Raw genomic sequence first — 20,393 nt, 5'->3', positions numbered from 1 at the left:
ACTGAGTAATTTTTGTAACCAGGTTGCTTTTTATCCCGCGAGGCGCTTCCCTTGAGACATCGACACGAGGTCGACGGGGATCACACGCAGAGGAAGACTCGCGATGACTGACGTACTGATCGCCGGAGCCGGCCCCACAGGGCTGACCCTGGCGTGCGAAATGGCCCGCCGCGGTGCGGGGGTGCGGATCGTCGACCAGCGCTCCGCGCCGCACCGCGAATCCCGCGGCAAGACGCTTCACCCCGACACCCTGGAGCTCCTCGAAGGGCTGGACGTGGCCGGGCGGCTCGCAGGCATCGGCAGCCGCGGGCTCGTCTTCCGCAAGTACTTCGACGGCGCCCATGTCAGCGACACCCCCTACGAAGGGGCCCTCTTCGTGACTTCTCCCCCTCCTGAAGGAGGGGGCTTCTCGCTATGCCGGTTGAGGCTCGCGACGGACCAGCCCGGCCCGTAGAACATTGACGGCGCCCACCGTGTCGGCGTGCGCGAGGTGGCCGCAGCTAACGCAGTGGAACGTGTCCTGTGTGGGCCGGTTCTCCTTGGCGGTGTGCCCGCATTCGGGGCACCGCCGGGAGGTGTCGCGGGGGTCCACGGCCATCACTTCCCGCCCGGCCCTCTCAGCCTTTGCGTTCAGGATCGCGCGGAACACCCCCCAACCGGCATCAGAGATCGAACGGTTGAGTCCGGTCTTGGCGGCTGCACCGTTGGGCAGGAAGCTGCCCGGCTGCCCGGGGTCGGGCTTCGGCGCGACCGTCTTGACCATGTTGCGGATCTTGAGGTCTTCGTGCGCGATGAAGTCGTGTTCGCGGACCAGGCCGAGCGCGGTCTTGTGCGCGTGGTCCAGGCGCTGGCGCCGGACCTTGCCGTGCAGCTTGGCGACCTTCCCGACAGCCCGCCGGTGGTGGGCGGTGCGCTTGTCGCGGCGGACACGGGGGAACCGGGCGAGAGCCTGCTGAGCGGAGGCGAGCCGGTCCGCGTTGGTACGGCCGTGGCGCGGGTTGGGGACGAAGGCACCATTCGAGTCGGCGAGGAAGTTCGCGATGCCCATGTCGATGCCGACTACCGAGCCGGTCGCGGGTAGCGGTTCGGGCTGGTCCTGCTCGGCGGTCAGCACCACGAACCACTTACGGCCCTCGCGCTTGACCGACACGGTCTTGACCCTGCCGACCACGGGCCGGTGCTGATGCACCTTGACGTGCCCGACACCTTGGAAGCGGACGCGGGTCACCGGGTCGTGCGGGGTGGCATCCCAGCGGCAACCGTCGCCATCCTTGGGGAAGTCCACCGTGTCGAACCAGTTCACCCCACGAAAGCGGGGGCAGCCGGGGGTCCTCTGCCATCGGCTCCCGGCCGCGCGCGTCAGGAGAAGGTGGAGCTGGGGGCGGGAGTGGGCACGGCGTCCGAGAGGGAGAGGGTGTGGATGCGGTCCGGTGCTCCGGGGCGCGCGTAGTACCAGCCCTGCGCGGTGTCACAGCCGAGGGCGCGGAGCTGGGCCGCCTGCGCGCCGGTCTCCACGCCCTCGACGGTGACGGCCAGTTCGAGACTGTGGGCCAGGGCGACGATCCCCTCCACGATCTTGACGTCGACCGGGTTCGCGGGACTCTGCTGCATCCCCTGCGTGAAGGAGCGGTCCAGCTTCAGGACGCTGACCGGCAGGCGGCGCAGGTTGGCGAGGTTCGAGTAGCCCGTGCCGAAGTCGTCGAGGGCGATGTCCACACCCAGGGCGGCGAGCCGGCGCAGCGGTTCGAGGAGTTCGTCGTCGGCGCCGATCAGGGCCGATTCGGTGACCTCCAGGCACAGCGCCCCGGGGGCCAGGCCCGACTTCTCCAGTACCGCAACGGTGTCGGCGACCAGGCCGGGGTGGTGCAGCTGGGTCGGCGAGAGGTTGACGTTGATCCGCAGGGACGCGCCGCCGAGCTGACGCTGCCAGTTGCGGGCCTGGCGGACGGACTCCTCAAGGACCCATCGGCCGAGGGGGATGATCAGCCCGGTCCGTTCCGCGAGCGGGATGAACCGGTCCGGCCCGAGCACGCCGTACTGCGGGTGCGACCAGCGCACCAGCGCCTCGGCGCCGTGCACGCTTCCGTCGTGCATGTGCACCAGCGGCTGGTACTCGATGAAGAACTCGCCGCGCTCCAGCGCCGCCGGCAGGGCGTTGGTCAGTCCGTGCCGGGTGATGGCCCGGGCGTCGGCCTCGGCGTCGGCGAACTCGAAGCGGTTCCCGCCGGCCGCCTTGGCCCGGTACATGGTGATGTCGGCGCTGCGCAGCACCTCCGCCGGGGTGCGCTCCCTGGCGCGGCCCTCGACGATGCCGATGCTGCCCCGGACCGTCAGCTCCCGGCCCTCGATGCGGATCGGCGTCGACAGCGCGGACAGGATGCGGACCGCGAGGTCGGTCACCTTCTCCTCGGTGTCCGAGCCGGTGGTCAGCGCGACGAACTCGTCGCCGCCGAGCCGGGCGACCACCTCGCCGGGACCGGTGGCACAGCTCTGCAGCCGGTCGGCGACCTCGACCAGGAGCCGGTCTCCCGCCGAGTGGCCGAGGCTGTCGTTGACCGCCTTGAATCCGTCGAGGTCCAGGTAACACAGGCCGAAGCGGCTGCCGCCGGCCCCGCTCAGGGCCTTCTCCAGCCGTTCGAAGAACAGGGTCCGGTTGGGCAGCCCGGTCAGGGCGTCGTGGGTGGCCTCGTAGCGCAGCCGCAGGTTCAGCAGCCGTCGCTCGGTCGTGTCCTCCATCAGTGCCAGCTGGTACTGCGGCACACCCTCGGCGTCGCGCAGCAGCGACACCGTCAGGTTGGTCCAGAGCACGGTGCCGTCGTGCCGGTAGTAGGGCTTCTCCACGCGGTAGCTCTCGCGCTCGCCGCGGACCAGTTCGCCGTACATCCGCCAGACGTGCGGGGTGTCGTCCGGGTGTCCCCACTCGCTGACCTTGCGGCCGCGGACGTGGCCCTCCAGGCCGCCGAACATCTGGAGCAGCGCGTCATTGGCCTCCAGCACGTTGCCGTCCAGGTCGGCGATCCCGATGCCGACGGCCGCTCCCTCGAACACCGCCCGGAAGCGCGCCTCGCTCGCGTGCAGTGCCTGCTGGGCGTCGATGCGGGCGGTCAGCGCGGAACGGGCGATGGCCTCCTGCTCCTTGAGCGTCCGCTCGCGCAGGGCCCGCGCGAAGCCGGCCGCGATCCCGTGCTGGAGCCGGGCGCAGCGGGACCTGTACTCCTCGGTGCCGCCCGCTCCGGAGGCCACGGGCCCCGCCGGGGCCACCGAGCCGCAGTACAGGACCAGGTAGGACTCGATGACGCCGAGGGTGCCCGCGAGGGCCTCGGGGTCGGTGCAGTGCACCGCGACGAGTTCCGCCCCGACCCGCTGGGCCACGCCGGCGTCGAAGGGCCGGGCGTGCAGGGCCTCGGCGAGCGTCCGGGTGAGCGGCAGGAGGTGCCGCTCGAACTCGGGGCGGGTCAGCGAGGTCGCCGTGACCGGGAAGATCGCCCGGCCCCAGATGGTCGCGAAGCGGGCGATCCGGTCCTCCAGGCCGCCCTGCGGTCCCGGGGGGGCCGCCGCAGCCGGTGCCCCCTCGGCCACAGCGGGCGCCGCGGTCGCTGCGGCGGCGGCCGGTGCGCCGGCCGTCTGTGCCGGAAGTCTCACGCCTTGCGTCCCACGCCGGCGAAGCCCGAGAAGGCGTACGGGTCCTCCTCCGCCTCGAGGTCGTGGGCACCCGCGGAGATCTCGGGGCGCCAGCCGGGCATGGACGTCAGCCCGGGCTCCACCAGGTCGAAGCCGTCGAAGAAGCGCGCGATCTGCTCCCCGCTGCGCATGACGAGGGGGCTGCGGATCTCCCGGTAGACGCCCACGGTTCCGCCCGCGACCTCCTCCGTGAGCGGAATGCCCTCGTAGGACGCGTGGGTCAGGATCAGCAGGCTGCCGGGGGCGAGCGCGTCGCGCAGCCGGGCGACGGCGGCGTACGGCTCGTCCTGGTCCTCCAGGAAGTGCAGGACGGCGACGAGCAGCAGGGCGACCGGGCGGCCGAGGTCCAGCAGCCGGGTCACCTCGGGGTCCGTCAGGATGTCCTGCGGCTTGCGCAGGTCAGCGGCGACGACGCCGGTGCGGTCGTTTCCGTCCAGGACGGCCTGGCTGTGCGCCACGGCCACCGGGTCGTGGTCGACGTACACGACGCGGGACTCGGGGTCGGCGGCCTGTGCGATCTCGTGGACGTTGCCGAAGGTGGGGATGCCGGAGCCGATGTCGAGGAACTGCGTGACGCCTTGGTCGACGGCGTAGCGCACGGCCCGGCGCATGAATGCCCGGTTGGCCTGCATGATCTTGGGCAGGCCCGGCATGAATTCCATGGCGCGACGGGCGGCCTGGCGGTCGACCTCGAAATTGTGGGAGCCGCCCAGGTAGTAATCGTAGATACGGGACACGCTCGGCACCGATATGTCGATGCCCGGCGGGGCCCAGGCGGGGCGCTCCATCGAGGTCTCCAAGCCTTGTTCCTGTGGCGGTCCGTCCGAGGTCGGACTCCTGTACGAGCCGAATGTACTGATCATTGCCCAACAGGGCGAGCAAAAGCGGAAATTGACGATCCGTTCTTCGTCACACACCAAAGGCCCTGGCGAGCCCTCCCGGGCGGAATGACAGTTACCGACAAATCCCTTTTGGGAATTGATCGCCGACCGATCGGGCCCGTTACACGACGACCGGCAAGCTGGCTCAAACCTCTCCGGTCGACAGTCCACCCGTTCAGGCGAACCAAGACCGACCCTCGCGTGCGCGGGCACGCGCGGGCCCATGCTCCCCGGGTGAACAGAGCCTGTGCCAGGCGCCTGCTGGCGGTCCCGGTCCTGCTGTGGGCGGCCTTGGCCGTCACACCGGCCGTGGCTGATAGCAGCGCCTACGCGACGACCGACTCCGGCGACGGCGCGCACGCCGCCGCCGCGGTCGCGGCGGTCCTCGGCGGCGGCCGCGGCGGTGGTCCGGGTGGCGGACATCACGGCCGCCACCACGGCGGCGGGCACGGAGGGGGACACCACGGCGGACATCACGGCGGGCACCACGGCCCGCCGCCGCCTCCCCCGCCGTGCCCGCCGTGCCCGCCGAAGCCCACGCCCACCCCGACCCCCACGCCGACACCGCCGCCGAAGCCCACCCCGAAGCCCACGCCACCGCCCGAGCCGACCGCGCCTCCGGTCCCCACACCACCCCCGGCGCCGCCCAGACCGGCGCCGAAGCCGGCCCCCGAGCCGATCCCCAAGCCCCCGCCGCCCCCGGCACCTCCGCCGACGCCGGCGCCCGTGGTGACCCCGCCGCAGGCGCCGCCGAAGCCGGTGGCCCGTCCCTCGTACCACGCCCCGTCCCGCAAGCCGGTCGAGCACCACATCTCGCCGGTGACCTTCACCCTGCTGACCGCGGCTCCCGCGGTGCTCGCGATCGTCGCGCTGCGCCCCCGGTAGCCCCGAGACACCACCTGATAACCGATTGGGAGTCATCTTGTCGGAATGGCTCGTCCTGTCCCTCGCGATGGCCGCGGCGTGCGCCGTGGTGCTGTCCATCGCCTTCTTCAACCACCGCAGGATCGGCGAGGACGACGATCCGAACGAAACCCCGGACGTCATCGAGTACATGACGATGATGATCGGGGTGATCTACGCGATCGTGCTGGGCCTGGCGATCGCCGGTGTCTGGGAGGGCCGCGGAGCCGCCCAGGAGTACGTGCGCCAGGAGGCGCAGGCCCTGCACGAGGTCCACGTCCGCTCCGAGGTCTACCCGGCCGAGGTGCGCAAGCGGATCCGGTCCGATGTCGACGCGTACGTGACGTACGTGGTGGACACGGAGTGGAAGGCGATGGGCGAGACCGGGGAACTCACCCAGCGCAGCGGGGAGCTGCTGGAACGTATCCGCCGGGACGTCACCGACTACGAGCCGCAGACCGACCACGAGGGCCAGGCGTACCAGCCGCTGGTGGACCAGGTCGCGGTGGCCGACGACGCCCGCAACGCGCGCGGTCAGAGCGCCGGGGCCACGATGCCCGGCGTCGTGTGGTTCGGGCTGATCGCCGGAGCCCTGGTGACGGTGGGGCTGATCTTCACCCTGCAGATCCGGCGGTCGTTCCGGGAGATGCTGCTCGCGGGCCTGTTCAGTGCGCTCATCGCGTTCCTGCTGTTCCTGATCTGGGACTTCGACGCCCCGTTCGGCCGGGGCATCTCGGCCACGGCCGAGCCGTTCTACGCCCAGTTCCCCCATCTGGGACTGGAGGACTGACACGGGCCCCGGGCCGGCCCGGGGCGCTCCCGGCGCACCCCGAAAGCACCGGCAAACCGGGGGCGGGCCTCCCGTCCCCGGTTCGGCCTACGGCCATGCCCCATTCGCCCGTTCCTGATCGCGGGTCACCGCACCCGCACCTAGCGTGTCGGACATCGAGGCGCACGACCCCCCACGTGCGGAAACCGTTCCGCGGCTGCTCCTCGGGGATCCGGAGAACAACCATGGGTGCGATACGTACCTCCGCCACAGCCCTGCTGAGCGCCGGTGCCACGGGTGCCGTACTCGCGCTCGGCGCCCTCGGAGCGACCGCCGCGCACGCGGCCGAGGCGGCCCCCGTCACCTCGTTCGGTTTCACCCTCACCCCCTCCACGGTCGCCCCGGGAGGCCAGGTGGTCCTCGCCGTCACCGGGTGCGACGCCGCCTTCGCGACCTCCTCCTCCGGGGTCTTCGACACCGTGAGCATCGCGCGGGGCCGGACCGTACGGGTCACGGTGGACCAGGACGCGCGGCGCGGAGCCCAGTACTCCGTCTCCTTCACCTGCAACGGCGAGACCGGCTCGACCGACCTGACCATCACCGGCGGTACGAGCAGCCCCACCACCAGCTCCACCTCGACGGCGACGGCGACGGCGACGGCTACCGCGACGCCCACCGCCACCCGCACCAACCCCGCCGCCCCGCGCACCCCCACCCGCACCGCCACGCCCACCGCCGCGGCCGGCACCGCCACCCGCAGCCCGTTCGACACCGGGACGGCCGTCGCCACGGCCGTCCGTACGAGCGCCTCGACCGGCACCGCCGCCGGCACCCTCACCTCGGCCCGCGGGGTGCGCGGCGGGCTCGGCGGCAGCGTCGCCGGGCTGAACCCGGTGGAGCTCGGCGCGGGCGCCGGACTCTTCCTCGCCGCGGCCGGCGGGACCGCGTACGCGCTGCGCCGCCGCCGGGGCCCCGGCAGGAGCCACTGAACCGCGCGACACGGCAACGCAACCGCCGGTCGCCCCGAGTCCTGGCCAGGACTCGGGGCGATCGGCGGTTCGGGGTGTGTCCCCGGGTCCGACCGGGGAGGTCGGCCGGTCAGACCCTGCCGCTGATCGGACGGCGGCGACGCATCACGTGGACGCCCGCGCCGAGGGCCGCGGCGCCGACGAGACCCGCGCCGATGGCGGTCTCGGCGGCGGACGGGCCGAGGGAGCCGCCGATGCCGCCCTGGGAGGGCCGGCCTTCGAGGATCGTGAAGCGGTGGGTGGCCACGAGGCTGTTGTCGTTGCACTTGACCGACAGCGTGTGGTGGCCCGGAGAGGCGTGGTTGAAGATCCGGACGGTGGCGAAGCCGATCGAACCGGCGGACAGGTTGGCGGGCGGAAAGTTGCCGTGCGACGTGACGGTACCGCCGTGTCCGCAGCCCGACGCGCTCACCTGCATCGTGGATCCCTGGTGTACGGAGTACGGGTTCACCGAGATGTTGCTCGGGCCGCCACCCCCGCCCTGAGGGGGGTTCGCAGAGGCGAATGGGGCACTGAGGGCGACGACGGCGCAGGCTGCCGCCGTCACGGTAAGAGCGCGGAAAGCACGCATGGTGGAACCTCCAGCGGGAAGCGCCCCGGAGCGTCGGCCCCGGATGATCGACGAGAACGCCTCCCACGACGAACCCTCGGTGCGGCCCGCAAGCTCCGCATTTCCACCTTTGGGCCGCCCGGTTGAGCGACACGCCGACGAGCGGACTGTGGAACTGACGGATCCGCAGGTCACGACCCGTCAGGCATTTATGTGACGATTACCTGGATGGGCGCACCCCTTCCGGCCCCTTCTGAGCCCCGCCACCCGTTCGCCCCTCCCCTCTCGCCGTCCCGTCGACGCAGCCTTAGCGTGCGTGAAGTAGGGCGTACTGGGGCGGGACACGAACGCGGGTCGGGACCCCCGCGTCGGGAAGGGAGAACGATGGGCGAGGACGAGACCGGGCAGTCACGCAAACGCTCACCGTGGGGCGCGCTCGCGCTGGTCATGCTCACCGGCCTCGCCATGGTGCGCAACGGTGTGAACACCGACGACGGGCCGCCCCAGCCCACCGCGGCCTCGGCCGTCGCGGTGACGGCCGGCCAGTTGCCGGCGAACCCTCCGTCGCCCCCCGCGGACATGGAGGTGCTGGAGCACTCCTCGGTGCAGCGCGTCCGGATCCCCACGATCAACGTGGACGCTCCGGTGATGACCGTCGGACTGGACGCCGAGGGCTGGATCGACGCCCCGCCGCCGCAGGACCGCAACCTCGCCGGCTGGTACCTGAACGGCATCTCGCCGGGCCAGCGCGGTTCGTCGGTGATCGTCGGCCACGTGGACAACGCGCAGGGACCGGCGGTCTTCTACGGCCTGGGCTCGGTCAAGCCGGGCAACCAGATCGAGGTGGAGCGCTACGACGGGCGCACCGCGGTCTTCGAGGTGTACGGCGTGGAGGTGTTCTCCAAGGACGCCTTCCCCGGGGCCCGCGTGTACGGCGACACCGGGTATCCGGAGCTCCGGGTGATCACGTGCGGCGGCGGCTACTCGAAGGCCGGCGGCTACGAGGGCAACGTGGTCGTCTTCGCCCGCATGGTGGAGGCGCGCTGAGGAGGACCGCCGCTGAGGACAGCTGCTGAAGTCCGCCGCTGCGGCCCGCTGAGGCGGCCTGATGGGGAGGCCCGCCGGGGTCCCGCTGAGGCGGGACCCGCCCGGACGGCCGCGTGAGCACCCCCGCCCGGGCCCGTACCACGGCCCGGGCGGGGGTGCTCCGTCGCGGGGCCGCCTCCTCAGCGCATCCGCGCGGCCGGCAGTACGGGGAGGGTCATCCGGTAGCCCCGGGCGAGGAGCTGGGGCAGGTAGGACTCGATGGCCCGTACGCTCTGGGAGCGGTCGCCGCCCGCGTCGTGGGAGAGGACGACCACACCGGGCGCGGCGCCCTTGAGGATCCGGGAGACGATCGCGGTCGTGCCCGGCTCGGTCCAGTCCAGGCTGTCCACGGTCCAGGCCAGCGGCTCCATCCCCAGCTCGGCGCCGATCTCGAAGGCGGCCCGGTTCCATGCCCCGTAGGGCGCCCGGAACCACACCGGTGCCTCCCCCACGGCCTGGCGTACGACGTCGCTCGTGCGGCCGATCTCGGAGACGAGGGCGGGCCGGCTCAGCTTGGGGATGAGCGGGTGGGTCCAGGTGTGGTTGCCGATGACGTGGCCCTCGGCGGCCATCCGGCGCAGCAGGTCCCGGTTCTCGTCCGCCATCTCCCCGCAGACGAAGAACATGGCGCGGACGCCGTACCGGGCGAGGACGTCGAGGATGCCCGGCGTGTAGCGGGGGTCGGGGCCGTCGTCGAAGGTGAGGACCATGGCGCTGGCCGTGCCGGCCTCGGCGGGGAGCGCCTCGATGGGGCGGGTCCGGACGGCCGGTTTCGCGGCGGGCGGCCGGGCGGGGGCCTCGGCGGTCATCGGGCGCAGCCGGTACGCCTTCTCGGGCAGCCCCCGGGAGAGCGCGCCGGGGGCTCCGGCGGCGGGGTTCGGCCCCGGACCGGCCCCCGGTCCGGACCCGGGGGCGGGCGTACCGGGCAGGCCCTCCCCGCCCGAGGTGACCAGTCCGGCGGCGGCCGCGACTCCGAGGAAGACGGCGGTACGCAGGAGCACGCGTCGCCCTACTGTCGGCTCGTCATTTTTCATTATTACTACGTATCAACGACATCGCCGGAGATGTCGAGTGGCGCGGAGGCGACCCGTCGCCCTCACCCGCACGGACCAGCCGGGAGCGCCGCGCGGCGCCGCCGGCCAGGCTCCGGCGTCTGCCGCGCCGCCGACCCGGCTCCGGCCTCAGCCGCGCCGCACCAGCGGGAACGGAAGGGTTTCGCGGATCGTCAGCCCCGTGAGGAACATGACGAGGCGGTCCACGCCGATGCCGAGACCGCCCGTCGGCGGCATCGCGTACTCCAGGGCGTCGAGGAAGTCGTTGTCGAGTTCCATCGCCTCGGGGTCGCCGCCGGCCGCCAGCAGGGACTGGGCGGTGAGCCGGCGCCGCTGCTCCACCGGGTCGGTCAGCTCGGAGTAGGCGGTGCCGAGTTCGGTGCCGAAGGCGACGAGGTCCCAGCGCTCCGCGAGCCGCGGGTCCTTGCGGTGCTGGCGGGTGAGCGGGGAGACGTCGGTGGGGAAGTCCTTGTAGAAGGTGGGCAGCTTGGTCTTCTCCTCCACCAGCCGCTCGTACATCTCCAGGACCACGTCGCCGCGGGTGTTCTCGGGGGTGTGCGGGACCGACGCCCGGTCGCAGAGCCGGCGCAGGACCTGTTCCCCGGTGTCGGCGTCGACCTCCTCGCCGAGGGCCTCGCTGATCGCCCCGTACATCGTCTTCACCGGCCAGGTTCCGGAGATGTCGTGCGCGACGAGCTTGCCGTCCGGGTCCGCCTTGTGCGCGACGGGCGAGCCGAAGGCGGCGGTGGCCGCGCCCTGGATCAGCTCGCGGGTGAGGTCGAGCATGACGTCGTAGTCGGCGAAGGCCTGGTAGGCCTCCAGCATCGTGAACTCGGGGTTGTGCTTGTAGGAGACGCCCTCGTTGCGGAAGGTGCGGCCCATCTCGAAGACCTTCTCCATGCCGCCGACGCAGAGCCGCTTGAGGTACAGCTCGGGTGCGATGCGCAGGTACAGGTCGAGGTCGTAGGCGTTGATGTGGGTGCGGAAGGGACGGGCGTTGGCGCCGCCGTGGATCTGCTGGAGCATCGGGGTCTCGACCTCCAGGTAGCCGCGGTCCAGCAGCCCCTGCCGCAGGGCCTGGACCGCACTGGAGCGGGCCCGTACGACGTCGCGGGCCCCGGGGCTGGAGACGAGGTCGAGGTAGCGGCGCCGGACCCGGGCCTCGGGGTCGGCGAGGCCCTTGCGCTTGTCGGGCAGGGGGCGCAGGCACTTGCCGGTGAGCTGCCAGGAGTCGGTCACGAGGGAGAGCTCGCCGCTCCTGCTGGCGCCGACCTCGCCGGTGGCGACCACGTGGTCGCCGAAGTCGACCTGGGAGGTGAAGGCGTCCAGCACCTCCCGGCCGGCCTCGTCGCGGGTGAGCATCAACTGGACGTCCCCGGACCAGTCGCGCAGGACGGCGAAGATGACGCCGCCGAGGTCCCGTACGAGCATCACGCGTCCGGCGAGGGTGACCGGTTCGCCGGTGCGGGTGCCGGGCGGGTATCCGGGGTGGGCGGCCTTGAGCTCGGCGACGGTGTGGGTGCGCGCGCGGACGCCCACCGGGTAGGGGTCGGTGCCGGCGGCCCGGATGCGCTCCAGCTTGTCGTGGCGGACCCGGACCTGTTCGGGCAGCCGCTCGGCGGAGGCGGCTGCCGCGTCCTCCCCCACGGCGTCGAGGTTCATGGAGGCGATGGACGGCAGGCCCTCGGTGTTGGCGGGGTTGGTGAGGCCCTTGGGGTGTCCGTTGCCCCACAGGGTGCGCAGGCTGGGAACGGAGACGAAGCCCTCGGCGATGCCGGAGGCGAGGCTGACCCGGGCGAGCGAGCCGGCGTCCTGGTAGCAGAGGAACCGCGGGTACCACTCGGGGCCGTACTTGACGTTCGAGCGGTACAGGGCCTCCAGCTGCCACCAGCGGGAGAAGAACAGCAGCAGCTTGCGCCACAGCCTGAGGACCGGGCCCGCGCCGATCCGGCCGCCCTCCTCGAAGGCCGAGCGGAAGACGGCGAAGTTCAGCGAGATCCGGCGTACGCCCAGGGCGGGGGCGGCCGCGCAGAGCTGGGCGACCATGAACTCCATGACCCCGTTGGGGGCGGTGCGGTCGCGGCGCATCAGGTCGAGCGAGATGCCGTCCTTGCCCCAGGGGACGAAGGACAGCAGGGCGATCAGCTCGCCCTGCGCGTCGAGGGCCTCGACGAGGAGGCAGTCGCCGTCGGCGGCGTCGCCGAGCCGGTCCAGGGCCATGGAGAAGCCGCGTTCGGTCTCGGTGTCGCGCCAGGTGTCGGCCCGGTCCACGATCATCTGCATCTCGTCCTCGGAGAGGGCGCGGTGGCGGCGGATGACGGTGGTGGCGCCGGTGCGCCGGACCCGGTTGACGGCCTGGCGCGTGACGCGCATGTCGCGGCCGTCGAGGTCGAAGCGGGCGACGTGCAGGATCGCCTCGTCGCCGAGCTGGAGGGCGCCGAGGCCGGAGCGGGCGTACGCGGTGGCCCCGTCCTCGGAGGCGCCCATGACGGCGGGCTGCCAGCCGTGGCGGCGGGCGACGTCCAGCCAGGCGTCGATGGCGGGGGTCCAGGCGGCGGGGTCGCCCACCGGGTCCCCGCTGGCGAGGCAGACGCCGGCTTCGACGCGATAGGTGACGGCAGCCTTGCCGTTGGGTGCGAAGACGACGGCCTTGTCGCGGCGGGTGGCGAAGTAGCCCAGGGAGTCGGCCCGCCCGTACGCGCCGATGAGGGCGCGGATGCGGGGCTCCTCGTCCCCGTGCAGGGCGGCGGTGAGGCGCTGGGAGCGGAAGAGGGTGGTGGCGGCGTTCAGCAGGGCGAGGGCTCCGAAGAGGCCGAGGAGGAAGTAGATCGGGCGGGGCGGGCGCCCGTCGAACTGGCGGGCGGAGAAGAGCCCGCCGAAGACCTGCTTGGCGGCCCAGTCCAGCCACTGGCCCTTGGGCAGGGTGCCGGGGAACAGGGCGACGAGGCCCCAGCCGACGAGGACGGCGGCGAGCAGCCCGAGCCCGAGCACGATCATGGCCCGCCACAGGGCGCCAGGCCGTACGGCGGCGTAGAACTCCCGGCGGGCGGCGATCAGCAGCACCAGGCCCGCGACGGCGATGGCCATGGACGGCACGCCGATCCAGTAGTCCCCGTCGGCCATGGCCACCACGTCGGCGAGGATCAGCAGGGCCAGATAGGTGACGACGATCCACCAGGCGACCTTCTTGCGGGTGCCGAGGGCCGCGGCGAGGAGGAAGAGGAAGACGGCGTACGCGAGGTTCGCGCTGACCGGGACGACGATGAGGTCGAGGAAGCGCACGACGTGCCGCAGCAGCCGTCGCAGCGTCGGGGAGAGCGCCAGCAGAGCGCACAGCAGGCCGAGCGTTCCGAAGAACGCGCCGAATCCGTCCGGCACCCGGTTCAGGAAGCGGTTTCGGGTCCCGCGCGTCTCCTCCACGGTGGCACTCATGGTTCGCACTGTAGGGAGGGCGGCGCCGCTCCGCGCGGCGAGCCCGATAGCCTCGGAGCGTGACGGAGCACGTGAACACGGGATTCGAACGCGGAACCGACGGGCCCAGGGTGATCCTGGCCGGGGTCGACGGATCGGAGTCCTCGCTGCGGGCCGCGGCGTACGCGGCCGGGCTGGCCCGGCGGCAGAACGCCCTGCTGGCGCTGGTGTACGTCCAGCCGGTGATGCCGCCCGGGGCCTCGCTGGGCGCACCGGTGGCGGGTGCGACCGGGGAGATCGCGGAGGGGCTGGTGGCCGGGATCCGGGAAGCGGCGGAGCGCCTCAAGGGCGTCTACGACGTGCGCTGGGAGTTCCACACGTTCCACGGGGACCCGTACGCGGGCCTGGTGGGCGCGGCGGAGGAACTGACGGCGGACGCGGTGGTCGTCGGGGCCTCGGAACAGGCCGGCCACCGCTTCGCCGGCTCGGTCGCGATCCGCCTGGTCAGGGCGGGCCGCTGGCCGGTGACGGTCGTCCCGTAGCGCGCGGCCGACAAAGCCCCCGCGCCCGGCGGGGGGCCGACGTACGGCAGGGGCGGTGGCCGGTCGCTCGCGGCGGGCGGGCGGCTATCGGCCCGTCTTCAGGCCGTCCTTGGCGGCGCCGCGCCTGAGGACGGCCTCGGTGACGGCGTCCCGGGCGCTCTCGTAGTCGCTCCGGCCGGGGTGCGCGGCAAGGCTCCGGGGGAGGTTGACGACCTTGCCTCCGGGCAGGTCCATCATCTGCGGCACGAACTCGGCTCCGGTGACCTGCCAGCGCTGCCCCGGCACGGCCGGCGGGGCGAAGGTGAAGCGGCCGATCGAGCCGTAGTTGCCGCGCAGGTCGCGGGCTCCCGAGTGGTTGAACATCTCGCCGGCGACCTGGTCGCCCATGCCGTAGACGATCCAGGTCCCGTTGACCTTCTCGTAGGGCTGCGGGATGTGCGCGTGCGTGCCGAGGATCAGGTCGATGTCCGGGCGGCCGCCGGTCTGCGAGGCGGTGAGCGCCTTGCCGAGCGAGAGCTGCCTCTCGTCCGGTTCGGTCTCCCACTCGGTGCCCCAGTGCAGGCTGACCAAGACCACGTCGGCGCCCGCCGTCCGGGCGGCCCGCGCGTCGGCGACGATCTTGTCCTGGTCCATCAGGTTGACCGCCCAGGGCCGGCCCTCGGGCATCGGGTAGCCGTTGGTGTCATAGGTGTACGCGAGGTGCGCGACCTTGGCGGAGCCCGCCCGGTACACCTTCGGCGTGGCCGCCTCGGACGCCGTCCGGGCCGATCCCGCGTGCCCCAGGCCCACCTTGTCGAACCGGTCCAGGGTGCGGCGCAGCCCCTCGGCGCCGTCGTCCAGGGTGTGGTTCGACGCCGTGGAGCAGCCGTCGTACCCGGCGTCCTTCAGCGCGTCGGCGACCGACGGAGGGGAGACGAAGGCCGGGTAGCCGCTGAACGGGCCGCCCTCCTCGCCGTAGATCGTCTCCATGTGGCACAGGGCCAGGTCGGCCGCCGAGACCAGCGGTTTGACCTCGGCGAACATCGGCCTGAAGTCGTACCCGTCGCCGTCCGCGTCGTTCGCCGCCTGCCGGATGACCGAGGTGTGCGGCAGTACGTCACCACTCGCGACGAGGGTGAAGCCCTTGGCGGCGGGAGCCCCGGCGGCGCTGGAGCTCGTCGGGCCGGGGGAATCCGCGAGGCGGGCGGGTGCGGACCCCCCTGCCGCCGAGCAGCCGGCGGCGGTCGCCAGGAGGAGGACCGACAGGAGGGCGACGGTGTGCCGGGTGCGCGTGGTCATCGATCCCCGCTCTCATTAATACGACTACCTGATCACCTGCAATCCACAGAAAGAGACGCCTCAAGTCAAGGAACGGATCCGTCCGCATGCCCGCACCCACTCCAATGGCGGCGGGGTTCGCCCGGCCCGGCTGCCGTTCGCCGCGCCGTTCGACCGTTCACCGCCCCGCGCGGCCGCCCACCGGATCACCCGGGTGGTTGGGCGCACCACCGGCACCGGACGGTTCCCGGTCGGCCCGGTGCAGGTCAGGGTGGATGCAACGGCTCTCAGCCCGTCCCCTCGAGCCCCTGGAAGGAGCCCCTCGTGCCGCTCTCCCCCACCCTCCGGCGCACCCATCCCGAAGCGCTGGCCGAACTCCAGCGCGACCACGGGCGGGCCCTGTTCGGTTTCCTGCTCGGCCTCACCGCCGGGGACGCCCAGCGCGCCGAGGACCTCGTACAGGAGACGCTCGTACGGGTCTGGCAGCATCCGGAGGCGTTCGCGAGCGGGCACGAGTCGATGCGGCCCTGGCTGTTCACCGTGGCCAGGCGGCTCGCGATCGACGCCCGGCGGGCCCGGCTGTCGCGGCCCCAGGAGGTGGACGCCGAGGACCTGGAGCAGGCACCCGCCCCCGAGGACACGGTGGCCGGCTCGGTCACGGCGATCGACGTGCGCCGCGCCGTGGGGTCCCTCGGACCAGAGCACCGCGCGGTGCTGATGCAGGTGTACTTCCGTGACCGCTCGGTGGCCGAGGCCGCCGCGGAGCTGGGCATCCCCGCCGGCACCGTCAAATCCCGTACGCACTACGCCCTCCGGGCCCTCCGCAAGGACCTCCAGGGGTACGGGTACGGCCTCGGCGCCTGAGCCGGCGACACCCCGGGAAGGAACCGGAAACGCCCCGAAATCCGACCGGACCGGACATGAAACGCATCGAATTCGGCATCAGACCGTGCAAGTTGAGTAAACATCCCCCGCTCCGCGAGCCACTCGGGGAAGGCTCGGGGCTGACGACGGGACGCTCGACGCGCGGGAGAAGGTGGAACGGTGCAGCCCGAGGGTACGAACGGCACCAGTGACGGCGGGCTGGCGGTGCCCATGGCTTGGCTCTACGCCGAGTACATCGCGGACGAGCTGCTGCGCACGGGCCGGCTGATCCCGGTCAGCACCCTGGAGTTCCGGGCCGGGCGGGACACGCTCGCGCTGACGATCTACCTCTCGGACGCGGTCGGCGAACTCTCCGGGATCCGCGTGGTCTCGCAGCTCGACGAGTGGCTGTCACTGACGGCGTACGGGCACCCCTGGCGCGACTGGGTCCACACCAGGTTCCTCACCCTGGGCGAGGAGGCCCGCGACCGCGACCGCGGCGAGGACCCGGACCTGGAGCTGGCCCGGGCGGCATGGCGCTGGCTGGACCGCACCGAGCTGCTCGCCACCAACCTCGACCCCGGCCGGCCCGGCCCGGCGGACATCGCACCGGGACTGGACGAGAACGCGCGCGTATGGACGCCGGCCTGGCAACTCGGCCTGCCGCTGGGCCACTTGGCCATGCACCTCTTCTGACCACCGGTGGCTCCGGGCGAACCCGGGTACACGAGCGTGCGTGCCAGGCGCCGCACGGCAGGAACGAGTGTGACGACACCCCTAGGCGGGGCGGCGGCGCGGGAGCGGGGCTTGCGCCGGGTCCGTCACCAGCCCGGTGAAATCGGCCTCGTTGCGCTCGGCCCGGGTGACGTACCAGCGGGCGATGAGCCACATCACCGGATACACCAGCAGGCCGAGCGCCGCCCAGACCAGCGGCCCGGAGGTGGCGCCCGGCAGGAGGAACGCCAGCGGAAGCGTCCCCACCAGCACCGTCAGCGCCGCGAGCGCTGCCAGCCCGGCACGCAACTGGCTCCGCATGAGGGCCCGTACGTAGGTGGCGCCGAGGGTGGTCTGTTCGGAGATCTCGGAGCGGGCCGGGGTGTGCGCCGACGCCCGGCGCCTGGTCCCCCGGGGCACGCCGGTGACGGTCTCGCGCCGGGGCGGCGGCGGCTGCTCCTCGGCCATGGTGGTGGAGTCTACGCAGCGCCAGGCTATTTGAGGAGGCGCGAGAGCCGCCGGTCGGCAAGGGGCTTCCCGCCGGTCTGGCAGGTGGGGCAGTACTCGAGCGAGGAGTCCGCGAACGACACCGAGCGGACGGTGTCCCCGCACACCGGGCAGGGCTCCCCGGCCCGCCCGTGCACCCGCAGCCCGCTCTTCTTCTCGGCCTTGAGGTTCCCCGCCGCCACCCCGTGCGCCCGTTCCACGGCCTCGCGCAGGGTGTCCTCGACGGCCTCGTGGAGCCGGCCGGCCTGCTCCGCGTCGAAGGACGCGGCCAGTTTGAACGGGGAGACCCGGGCCCGGTGCAGGATCTCGTCGCTGTAGGCGTTCCCGATGCCCGCGATGACGCTCTGGTCCCGCAGAACGCCCTTGATCTGCCGCCGTTCCCCGGCGAGCAGCGCCGTGAAGGCCTCCCGGTCGAAGGCCGGGGCGAGCGGGTCGGGGCCGAGCCGGGCAATCCCGGGCACCTCCCGGGGGTCGCGCACGACGTACACGGAGAGGCGCTTTTGGGTGCCGGCCTCGGTGAGGTCGAAGCCGCCGCCGCCCTCCAGGACGACGCGCAACGCGAGCGGACCCTTGCCGGGGCGCGGAGGCTGTGCGGGCGGGGTGTCCTGCCAGCGCAGCCAGCCGGCCCGCGCCAGGTGGGTGACGAGGTACAGCCCGCCGATCGGCACGGCCAGGAACTTGCCGTACCGGGCGGTGGCGCCGGCCGTACCGCCCTCCAGGGCGGTGAGCGGCGGGTCGTACGTCTTGAGCACGTTCACGGCCAGCGGGAGGACGCGCTCGACCACCCGCCCCGTGAGGCGGGCGTCGAGGAACTCCCGCAGGGCCTCGACCTCAGGCAGCTCCGGCATGCCTCCAGACTGCCGCCGACCCGGGCGAAACGCGAGCCGGACACCGGTCCGGCGGAGCCGACGCGGTCGCGGGGGCAGGGGGGACGGCCGGGGGCCACGGCCGCCGCCGAGGGCCGGAACTCCCCGTCGGGGTCGGGCGGGGTCTCGCCGTCCCCCTCGTCCGCGGCGGGGCCGGCCGCGGCGACGTCCCGGGCGCCGGACCCGGACGCCGGACCCGAGGATCCGGTCGGCCACCTCACATGACGAACTCGCACCACACGCACTTCCCGCTCCCCCGCGACTCCACCCCCCACACGTCCGCCAGCCGGTCCACCAGCATCAGCCCCCGCCCCGACACCCCGGCCTCTCCCGCGTCGCGCCGCCGCGGCAGCGCGCTGGAGCGGTCCTCCACCTCCACCCGCAGCCGCCGCTGCGGGCCGTGCAGGACGCGCAGGGTCACGATCGCCGGGCCGTCCGTGTGCATCAGGGCGTTCACGATCAGCTCGTCCGCGACGAGTTCGATCTCGTCGGCCCGTTCCCGCGCGCCCCACGCCCGCACCGCCGCCCCGATCATGTGCCGGGCCGCCACCAGCGCCTCCGGGTCCCCCGGGGCCACGTGCTGCTGGAGGCGGCCGCCGCCCTGCGGGGCGTCCGCGATGTCGCGGCGCAGCAGCAGGAGGGCCATGTCGTCGGCCCCGCCGCGCTCGTCGACGACGCCGCACAGCAGGTCCGCCAGGAGCCGCAGGTCGGCGGGGCCGCTGCGGATGAGCGACGCGAGCAGCCGGATTCCGTCGTCGAGGTCCGCGCCGGGTTGTTCCACCAGGCCGTCCGTGCACAGCAGGAGCGTTTCTCCCGGTTCGAGCTCCACCGTGGTCACCGGGTACTCCAGTCGGCCGAACTCCGCCGAGAGGCCGAGCGGCATCCCGCCGGCCACCCGGACCCTGCGGCAGTCCCCGTCCCGGGTGCGCAGCAGCGGGTCGATGTGTCCGGCGCGGACCGTCTGGAGGACGCCCGTGGCGAGGTCGGCCTCCACATACGTGCAGGTGGCGAAGCGGTCGGTGTCGAGTTCGTGCAGGAAGACCGAGGCCCGGGCCATCACGGTGGCCGGCGCGTGCCCCTCGGCGGCGTAGGCCCGCAGGACGATCCGCAGCTGTCCCATCACCGCCGCCGCGTGGGTGTCGTGGCCCTGGACGTCCCCGATGACCGCCCCGACGCGGCCACCGGGCAGCTGGATGACGTCGTACCAGTCTCCGCCGATGTCCTGGCCCATCCGGGCGGAGCGGTAGCGGACCTCGATCTCGGCGCCGGGAACGGACGGGATCCGACGGGGCAGCATGGCCTGCTGCAGACCCTCCGCCAGGTCGTGTTCCTGCTCCAGGAGCATGGCCCGCTGGAGGCTCTGCGCGATGCTGCTGCCCAGCGCGACGAGGAGGTTCCGCTCGTCCTGGGTGAAGCCGTCCTTGTCCTGGTAGAGCAGGCCGATGGCGCCGATCGGGCGGCCCTGGGCGATCAGCGGGAGGTAGGCGGCCGCCGAGATCCGCATGTACGAGATCTTCGCCCAGAGGTCGGGGAATCCGTCGGCGAACTCCTCGGCCGAGTCGAAGAAGAGGGGTTGGAGCGAGCGGACGACCTCGCTCATCGGGTACTGCTCGTCGATGCGGGTGTAGCGGGTGCCGGGCACGAAGCTGCCGTCCGGTCCCTCGGCCACCAGATGGATCCGGCCGGCTTCGACGAGGCCCATCACCATGCCCATCGAACCGAGGCGCTCCAGGCCGTGGGCGTCGCCGAGCGCGTCGATGACGTCCTTGACCGTCCGGGCGTGGGCGAGTGCGGCGGTGGTGCTCTCGACCACGGACGTCTGTCTGCGCCGCTCCTCGTCGAGTCCGAGGCGCTCCGCCGAGTGGCTGAGCTCCTCGGTGGCGTCGCGCACGATGCCGATGATCCGGTACGGGCGCCCGTCGGGGCCGCGCATGACGCGGCCCTGGGTGTGCGTCCAGCGCAGGGTTCCGTCGTGGCGGCGGATGCGGAAGTAGGCGCCGTAGTTCTCGACCTCGCTGTTGAGGGCGCTGGAGACGAGCGCGTCCAGCCGGGTCGCCTCGGCGGGCGGAACGCGCGAGGAGAGCGACTCGGGCCGGCCGTCGTACTCGTCCGGGGCCATGTCGAAGACCTCGAGGGCGGCTTCGTCGAGGTGCATGAGACCTGCGACCAGGTCCCAGTCGAAGCTGCCCATGCGGTTCAGCTGGAGCGACCGGTCCGGGTGTGCGGGCCAGTCGTCCGGCAGCGATACGGTGGTCGGCACCGGTCCACCATGACACACGGGC

Annotated in this window: 18 protein-coding genes; 8 read left to right on the top strand and 10 right to left on the bottom strand. The window is 72.8% G+C overall.

The genetic code is table 11. The features are described 5' to 3' along the window. The first annotated feature begins 103 nt into the window (after positions 1–103). A complete protein-coding gene (locus OTB16_RS21850) occupies positions 104–454 on the top strand; it encodes an FAD-dependent monooxygenase (RefSeq protein WP_324290863.1) in 351 nt (116 codons plus the stop codon). On the opposite strand, the gene OTB16_RS21845 is transcribed toward OTB16_RS21850, so the two are convergent. The 3 genes from OTB16_RS21845 to OTB16_RS21835 are packed head-to-tail and all read right to left on the bottom strand — an operon-like array spanning position 413 to position 4,469. Beyond that, complete coding sequence (locus OTB16_RS21845) at positions 413–1,363, bottom strand: RNA-guided endonuclease InsQ/TnpB family protein (RefSeq protein WP_267722232.1); 951 nt, start codon at positions 1,361–1,363, stop codon at positions 413–415. The genes OTB16_RS21850 and OTB16_RS21845 overlap by 42 nt on opposite strands. Beyond that, on the bottom strand, positions 1,360–3,579 hold the full coding sequence (locus OTB16_RS21840; RefSeq protein ID WP_324290866.1) for a putative bifunctional diguanylate cyclase/phosphodiesterase: 2,220 nt from the start codon (positions 3,577–3,579) through the stop codon (positions 1,360–1,362). The genes OTB16_RS21845 and OTB16_RS21840 overlap by 4 nt, the downstream gene beginning before the upstream one ends. 59 nt (positions 3,580–3,638) lie before the next feature. After that, complete coding sequence (locus tag OTB16_RS21835; protein ID WP_267722228.1) at positions 3,639–4,469, bottom strand: SAM-dependent methyltransferase; 831 nt, start codon at positions 4,467–4,469, stop codon at positions 3,639–3,641. Between the two features lie 819 nt (positions 4,470–5,288). Between OTB16_RS21835 and OTB16_RS21830 the strand changes: the two genes are divergently transcribed. The 3 genes from OTB16_RS21830 to OTB16_RS21820 all read left to right on the top strand — a co-directional run bounded on the left by OTB16_RS21830 (position 5,289) and on the right by OTB16_RS21820 (position 7,223). Then, positions 5,289–5,447: a hypothetical protein gene (locus OTB16_RS21830; protein WP_267722129.1), complete on the top strand. Its 159-nt coding sequence runs from the start codon at positions 5,289–5,291 to the stop codon at positions 5,445–5,447. 37 nt (positions 5,448–5,484) lie between these two features. Continuing rightward, positions 5,485–6,255: a bestrophin-like domain gene (locus OTB16_RS21825; RefSeq protein WP_267722128.1), complete on the top strand. Its 771-nt coding sequence runs from the start codon at positions 5,485–5,487 to the stop codon at positions 6,253–6,255. A 224-nt stretch (positions 6,256–6,479) separates the two neighbouring features. Further along, complete coding sequence (locus tag OTB16_RS21820; protein ID WP_267722127.1) at positions 6,480–7,223, top strand: hypothetical protein; 744 nt, start codon at positions 6,480–6,482, stop codon at positions 7,221–7,223. Positions 7,224–7,332: 109 nt separating this feature from the next. Here the strand turns inward: OTB16_RS21820 and OTB16_RS21815 are convergent, their stop codons facing one another. Continuing rightward, on the bottom strand, positions 7,333–7,833 hold the full coding sequence (locus OTB16_RS21815) for a hypothetical protein (RefSeq protein ID WP_267722126.1): 501 nt from the start codon (positions 7,831–7,833) through the stop codon (positions 7,333–7,335). A gap of 363 nt (positions 7,834–8,196) precedes the next feature. On the opposite strand from OTB16_RS21815, the gene OTB16_RS21810 reads away from it, so the two are divergent. Beyond that, a complete protein-coding gene (locus OTB16_RS21810) occupies positions 8,197–8,859 on the top strand; it encodes a class F sortase (RefSeq protein WP_267722125.1) in 663 nt (220 codons plus the stop codon). A 179-nt stretch (positions 8,860–9,038) separates the two neighbouring features. On the opposite strand, the gene OTB16_RS21805 is transcribed toward OTB16_RS21810, so the two are convergent. Beyond that, complete coding sequence (locus OTB16_RS21805; protein WP_267722124.1) at positions 9,039–9,932, bottom strand: polysaccharide deacetylase family protein; 894 nt, start codon at positions 9,930–9,932, stop codon at positions 9,039–9,041. 147 nt (positions 9,933–10,079) lie between these two features. Next, positions 10,080–13,382 carry a bifunctional lysylphosphatidylglycerol synthetase/lysine--tRNA ligase LysX gene (lysX, locus tag OTB16_RS21800; protein WP_267722123.1) on the bottom strand — a complete coding sequence of 1,101 codons (3,303 nt, stop codon included), beginning with the start codon at positions 13,380–13,382 and terminating at the stop codon, positions 10,080–10,082. Positions 13,383–13,441: 59 nt separating this feature from the next. Here lysX and OTB16_RS21795 point away from each other — a divergent pair, with 59 nt between their 5' ends. Then, a complete protein-coding gene (locus tag OTB16_RS21795; protein ID WP_267722122.1) occupies positions 13,442–13,903 on the top strand; it encodes a universal stress protein in 462 nt (153 codons plus the stop codon). 84 nt (positions 13,904–13,987) lie between these two features. Here OTB16_RS21795 and OTB16_RS21790 read toward each other — a convergent pair whose 3' ends face one another. Beyond that, the gene (locus OTB16_RS21790) at positions 13,988–15,181 is read right to left on the bottom strand and encodes a CapA family protein (protein ID WP_267722121.1); all 1,194 of its coding nucleotides are present in this window, start codon (positions 15,179–15,181) and stop codon (positions 13,988–13,990) included. Positions 15,182–15,484: 303 nt separating this feature from the next. On the opposite strand from OTB16_RS21790, the gene OTB16_RS21785 reads away from it, so the two are divergent. Together OTB16_RS21785 and OTB16_RS21780 are read left to right on the top strand one after the other, a co-directional pair. Then, positions 15,485–16,024: a sigma-70 family RNA polymerase sigma factor gene (locus tag OTB16_RS21785; protein ID WP_267722120.1), complete on the top strand. Its 540-nt coding sequence runs from the start codon at positions 15,485–15,487 to the stop codon at positions 16,022–16,024. Between the two features lie 231 nt (positions 16,025–16,255). Further along, positions 16,256–16,720, top strand: a complete 465-nt coding sequence (locus tag OTB16_RS21780) for a hypothetical protein (protein WP_267722227.1) — start codon at positions 16,256–16,258, stop codon at positions 16,718–16,720. 81 nt (positions 16,721–16,801) lie between these two features. Here the strand turns inward: OTB16_RS21780 and OTB16_RS21775 are convergent, their stop codons facing one another. The 3 genes from OTB16_RS21775 to OTB16_RS21765 all read right to left on the bottom strand — a co-directional run bounded on the left by OTB16_RS21775 (position 16,802) and on the right by OTB16_RS21765 (position 20,389). Beyond that, complete coding sequence (locus OTB16_RS21775; protein WP_267722119.1) at positions 16,802–17,206, bottom strand: hypothetical protein; 405 nt, start codon at positions 17,204–17,206, stop codon at positions 16,802–16,804. 26 nt (positions 17,207–17,232) lie between these two features. Then, positions 17,233–18,093, bottom strand: a complete 861-nt coding sequence (locus OTB16_RS21770; protein WP_267722118.1) for an Fpg/Nei family DNA glycosylase — start codon at positions 18,091–18,093, stop codon at positions 17,233–17,235. 235 nt (positions 18,094–18,328) lie between these two features. Next, entirely contained in the window at positions 18,329–20,389 is a 2,061-nt protein-coding gene (locus OTB16_RS21765) for a SpoIIE family protein phosphatase (RefSeq protein WP_267722117.1), read from the bottom strand. Between the last annotated feature and the right edge of the window lie 4 nt (positions 20,390–20,393).

Source organism: Streptomyces antarcticus (genome assembly GCF_026627255.1).
GTDB lineage: Bacteria > Actinomycetota > Actinomycetes > Streptomycetales > Streptomycetaceae > Streptomyces > Streptomyces antarcticus.
The sequence above is the reverse complement of the archived record's forward strand: the minus strand, read 5'-3'. Positions and strand labels throughout refer to the sequence as shown.

Bases quoted from the DNA above. Each gene is read 5' to 3' on its own strand.
- OTB16_RS21850 (WP_324290863.1), top strand. From the start codon at position 104: ATGACTGACGTACTGATCGCCGGAGCCGGCCCCACAGGGCTGACCCTG.
- OTB16_RS21835 (WP_267722228.1), bottom strand. From the start codon at position 4,469: ATGGAGCGCCCCGCCTGGGCCCCGCCGGGCATCGACATATCGGTGCCG.
- OTB16_RS21820 (WP_267722127.1), top strand. From the start codon at position 6,480: ATGGGTGCGATACGTACCTCCGCCACAGCCCTGCTGAGCGCCGGTGCC.
- OTB16_RS21815 (WP_267722126.1), bottom strand. From the start codon at position 7,833: ATGCGTGCTTTCCGCGCTCTTACCGTGACGGCGGCAGCCTGCGCCGTC.
- OTB16_RS21810 (WP_267722125.1), top strand. From the start codon at position 8,197: ATGGGCGAGGACGAGACCGGGCAGTCACGCAAACGCTCACCGTGGGGC.
- OTB16_RS21805 (WP_267722124.1), bottom strand. From the start codon at position 9,932: ATGAAAAATGACGAGCCGACAGTAGGGCGACGCGTGCTCCTGCGTACC.
- lysX (WP_267722123.1), bottom strand. From the start codon at position 13,382: ATGAGTGCCACCGTGGAGGAGACGCGCGGGACCCGAAACCGCTTCCTG.
- OTB16_RS21790 (WP_267722121.1), bottom strand. From the start codon at position 15,181: ATGACCACGCGCACCCGGCACACCGTCGCCCTCCTGTCGGTCCTCCTC.
- OTB16_RS21780 (WP_267722227.1), top strand. From the start codon at position 16,256: ATGGCTTGGCTCTACGCCGAGTACATCGCGGACGAGCTGCTGCGCACG.
- OTB16_RS21775 (WP_267722119.1), bottom strand. From the start codon at position 17,206: ATGGCCGAGGAGCAGCCGCCGCCGCCCCGGCGCGAGACCGTCACCGGC.
- OTB16_RS21770 (WP_267722118.1), bottom strand. From the start codon at position 18,093: ATGCCGGAGCTGCCTGAGGTCGAGGCCCTGCGGGAGTTCCTCGACGCC.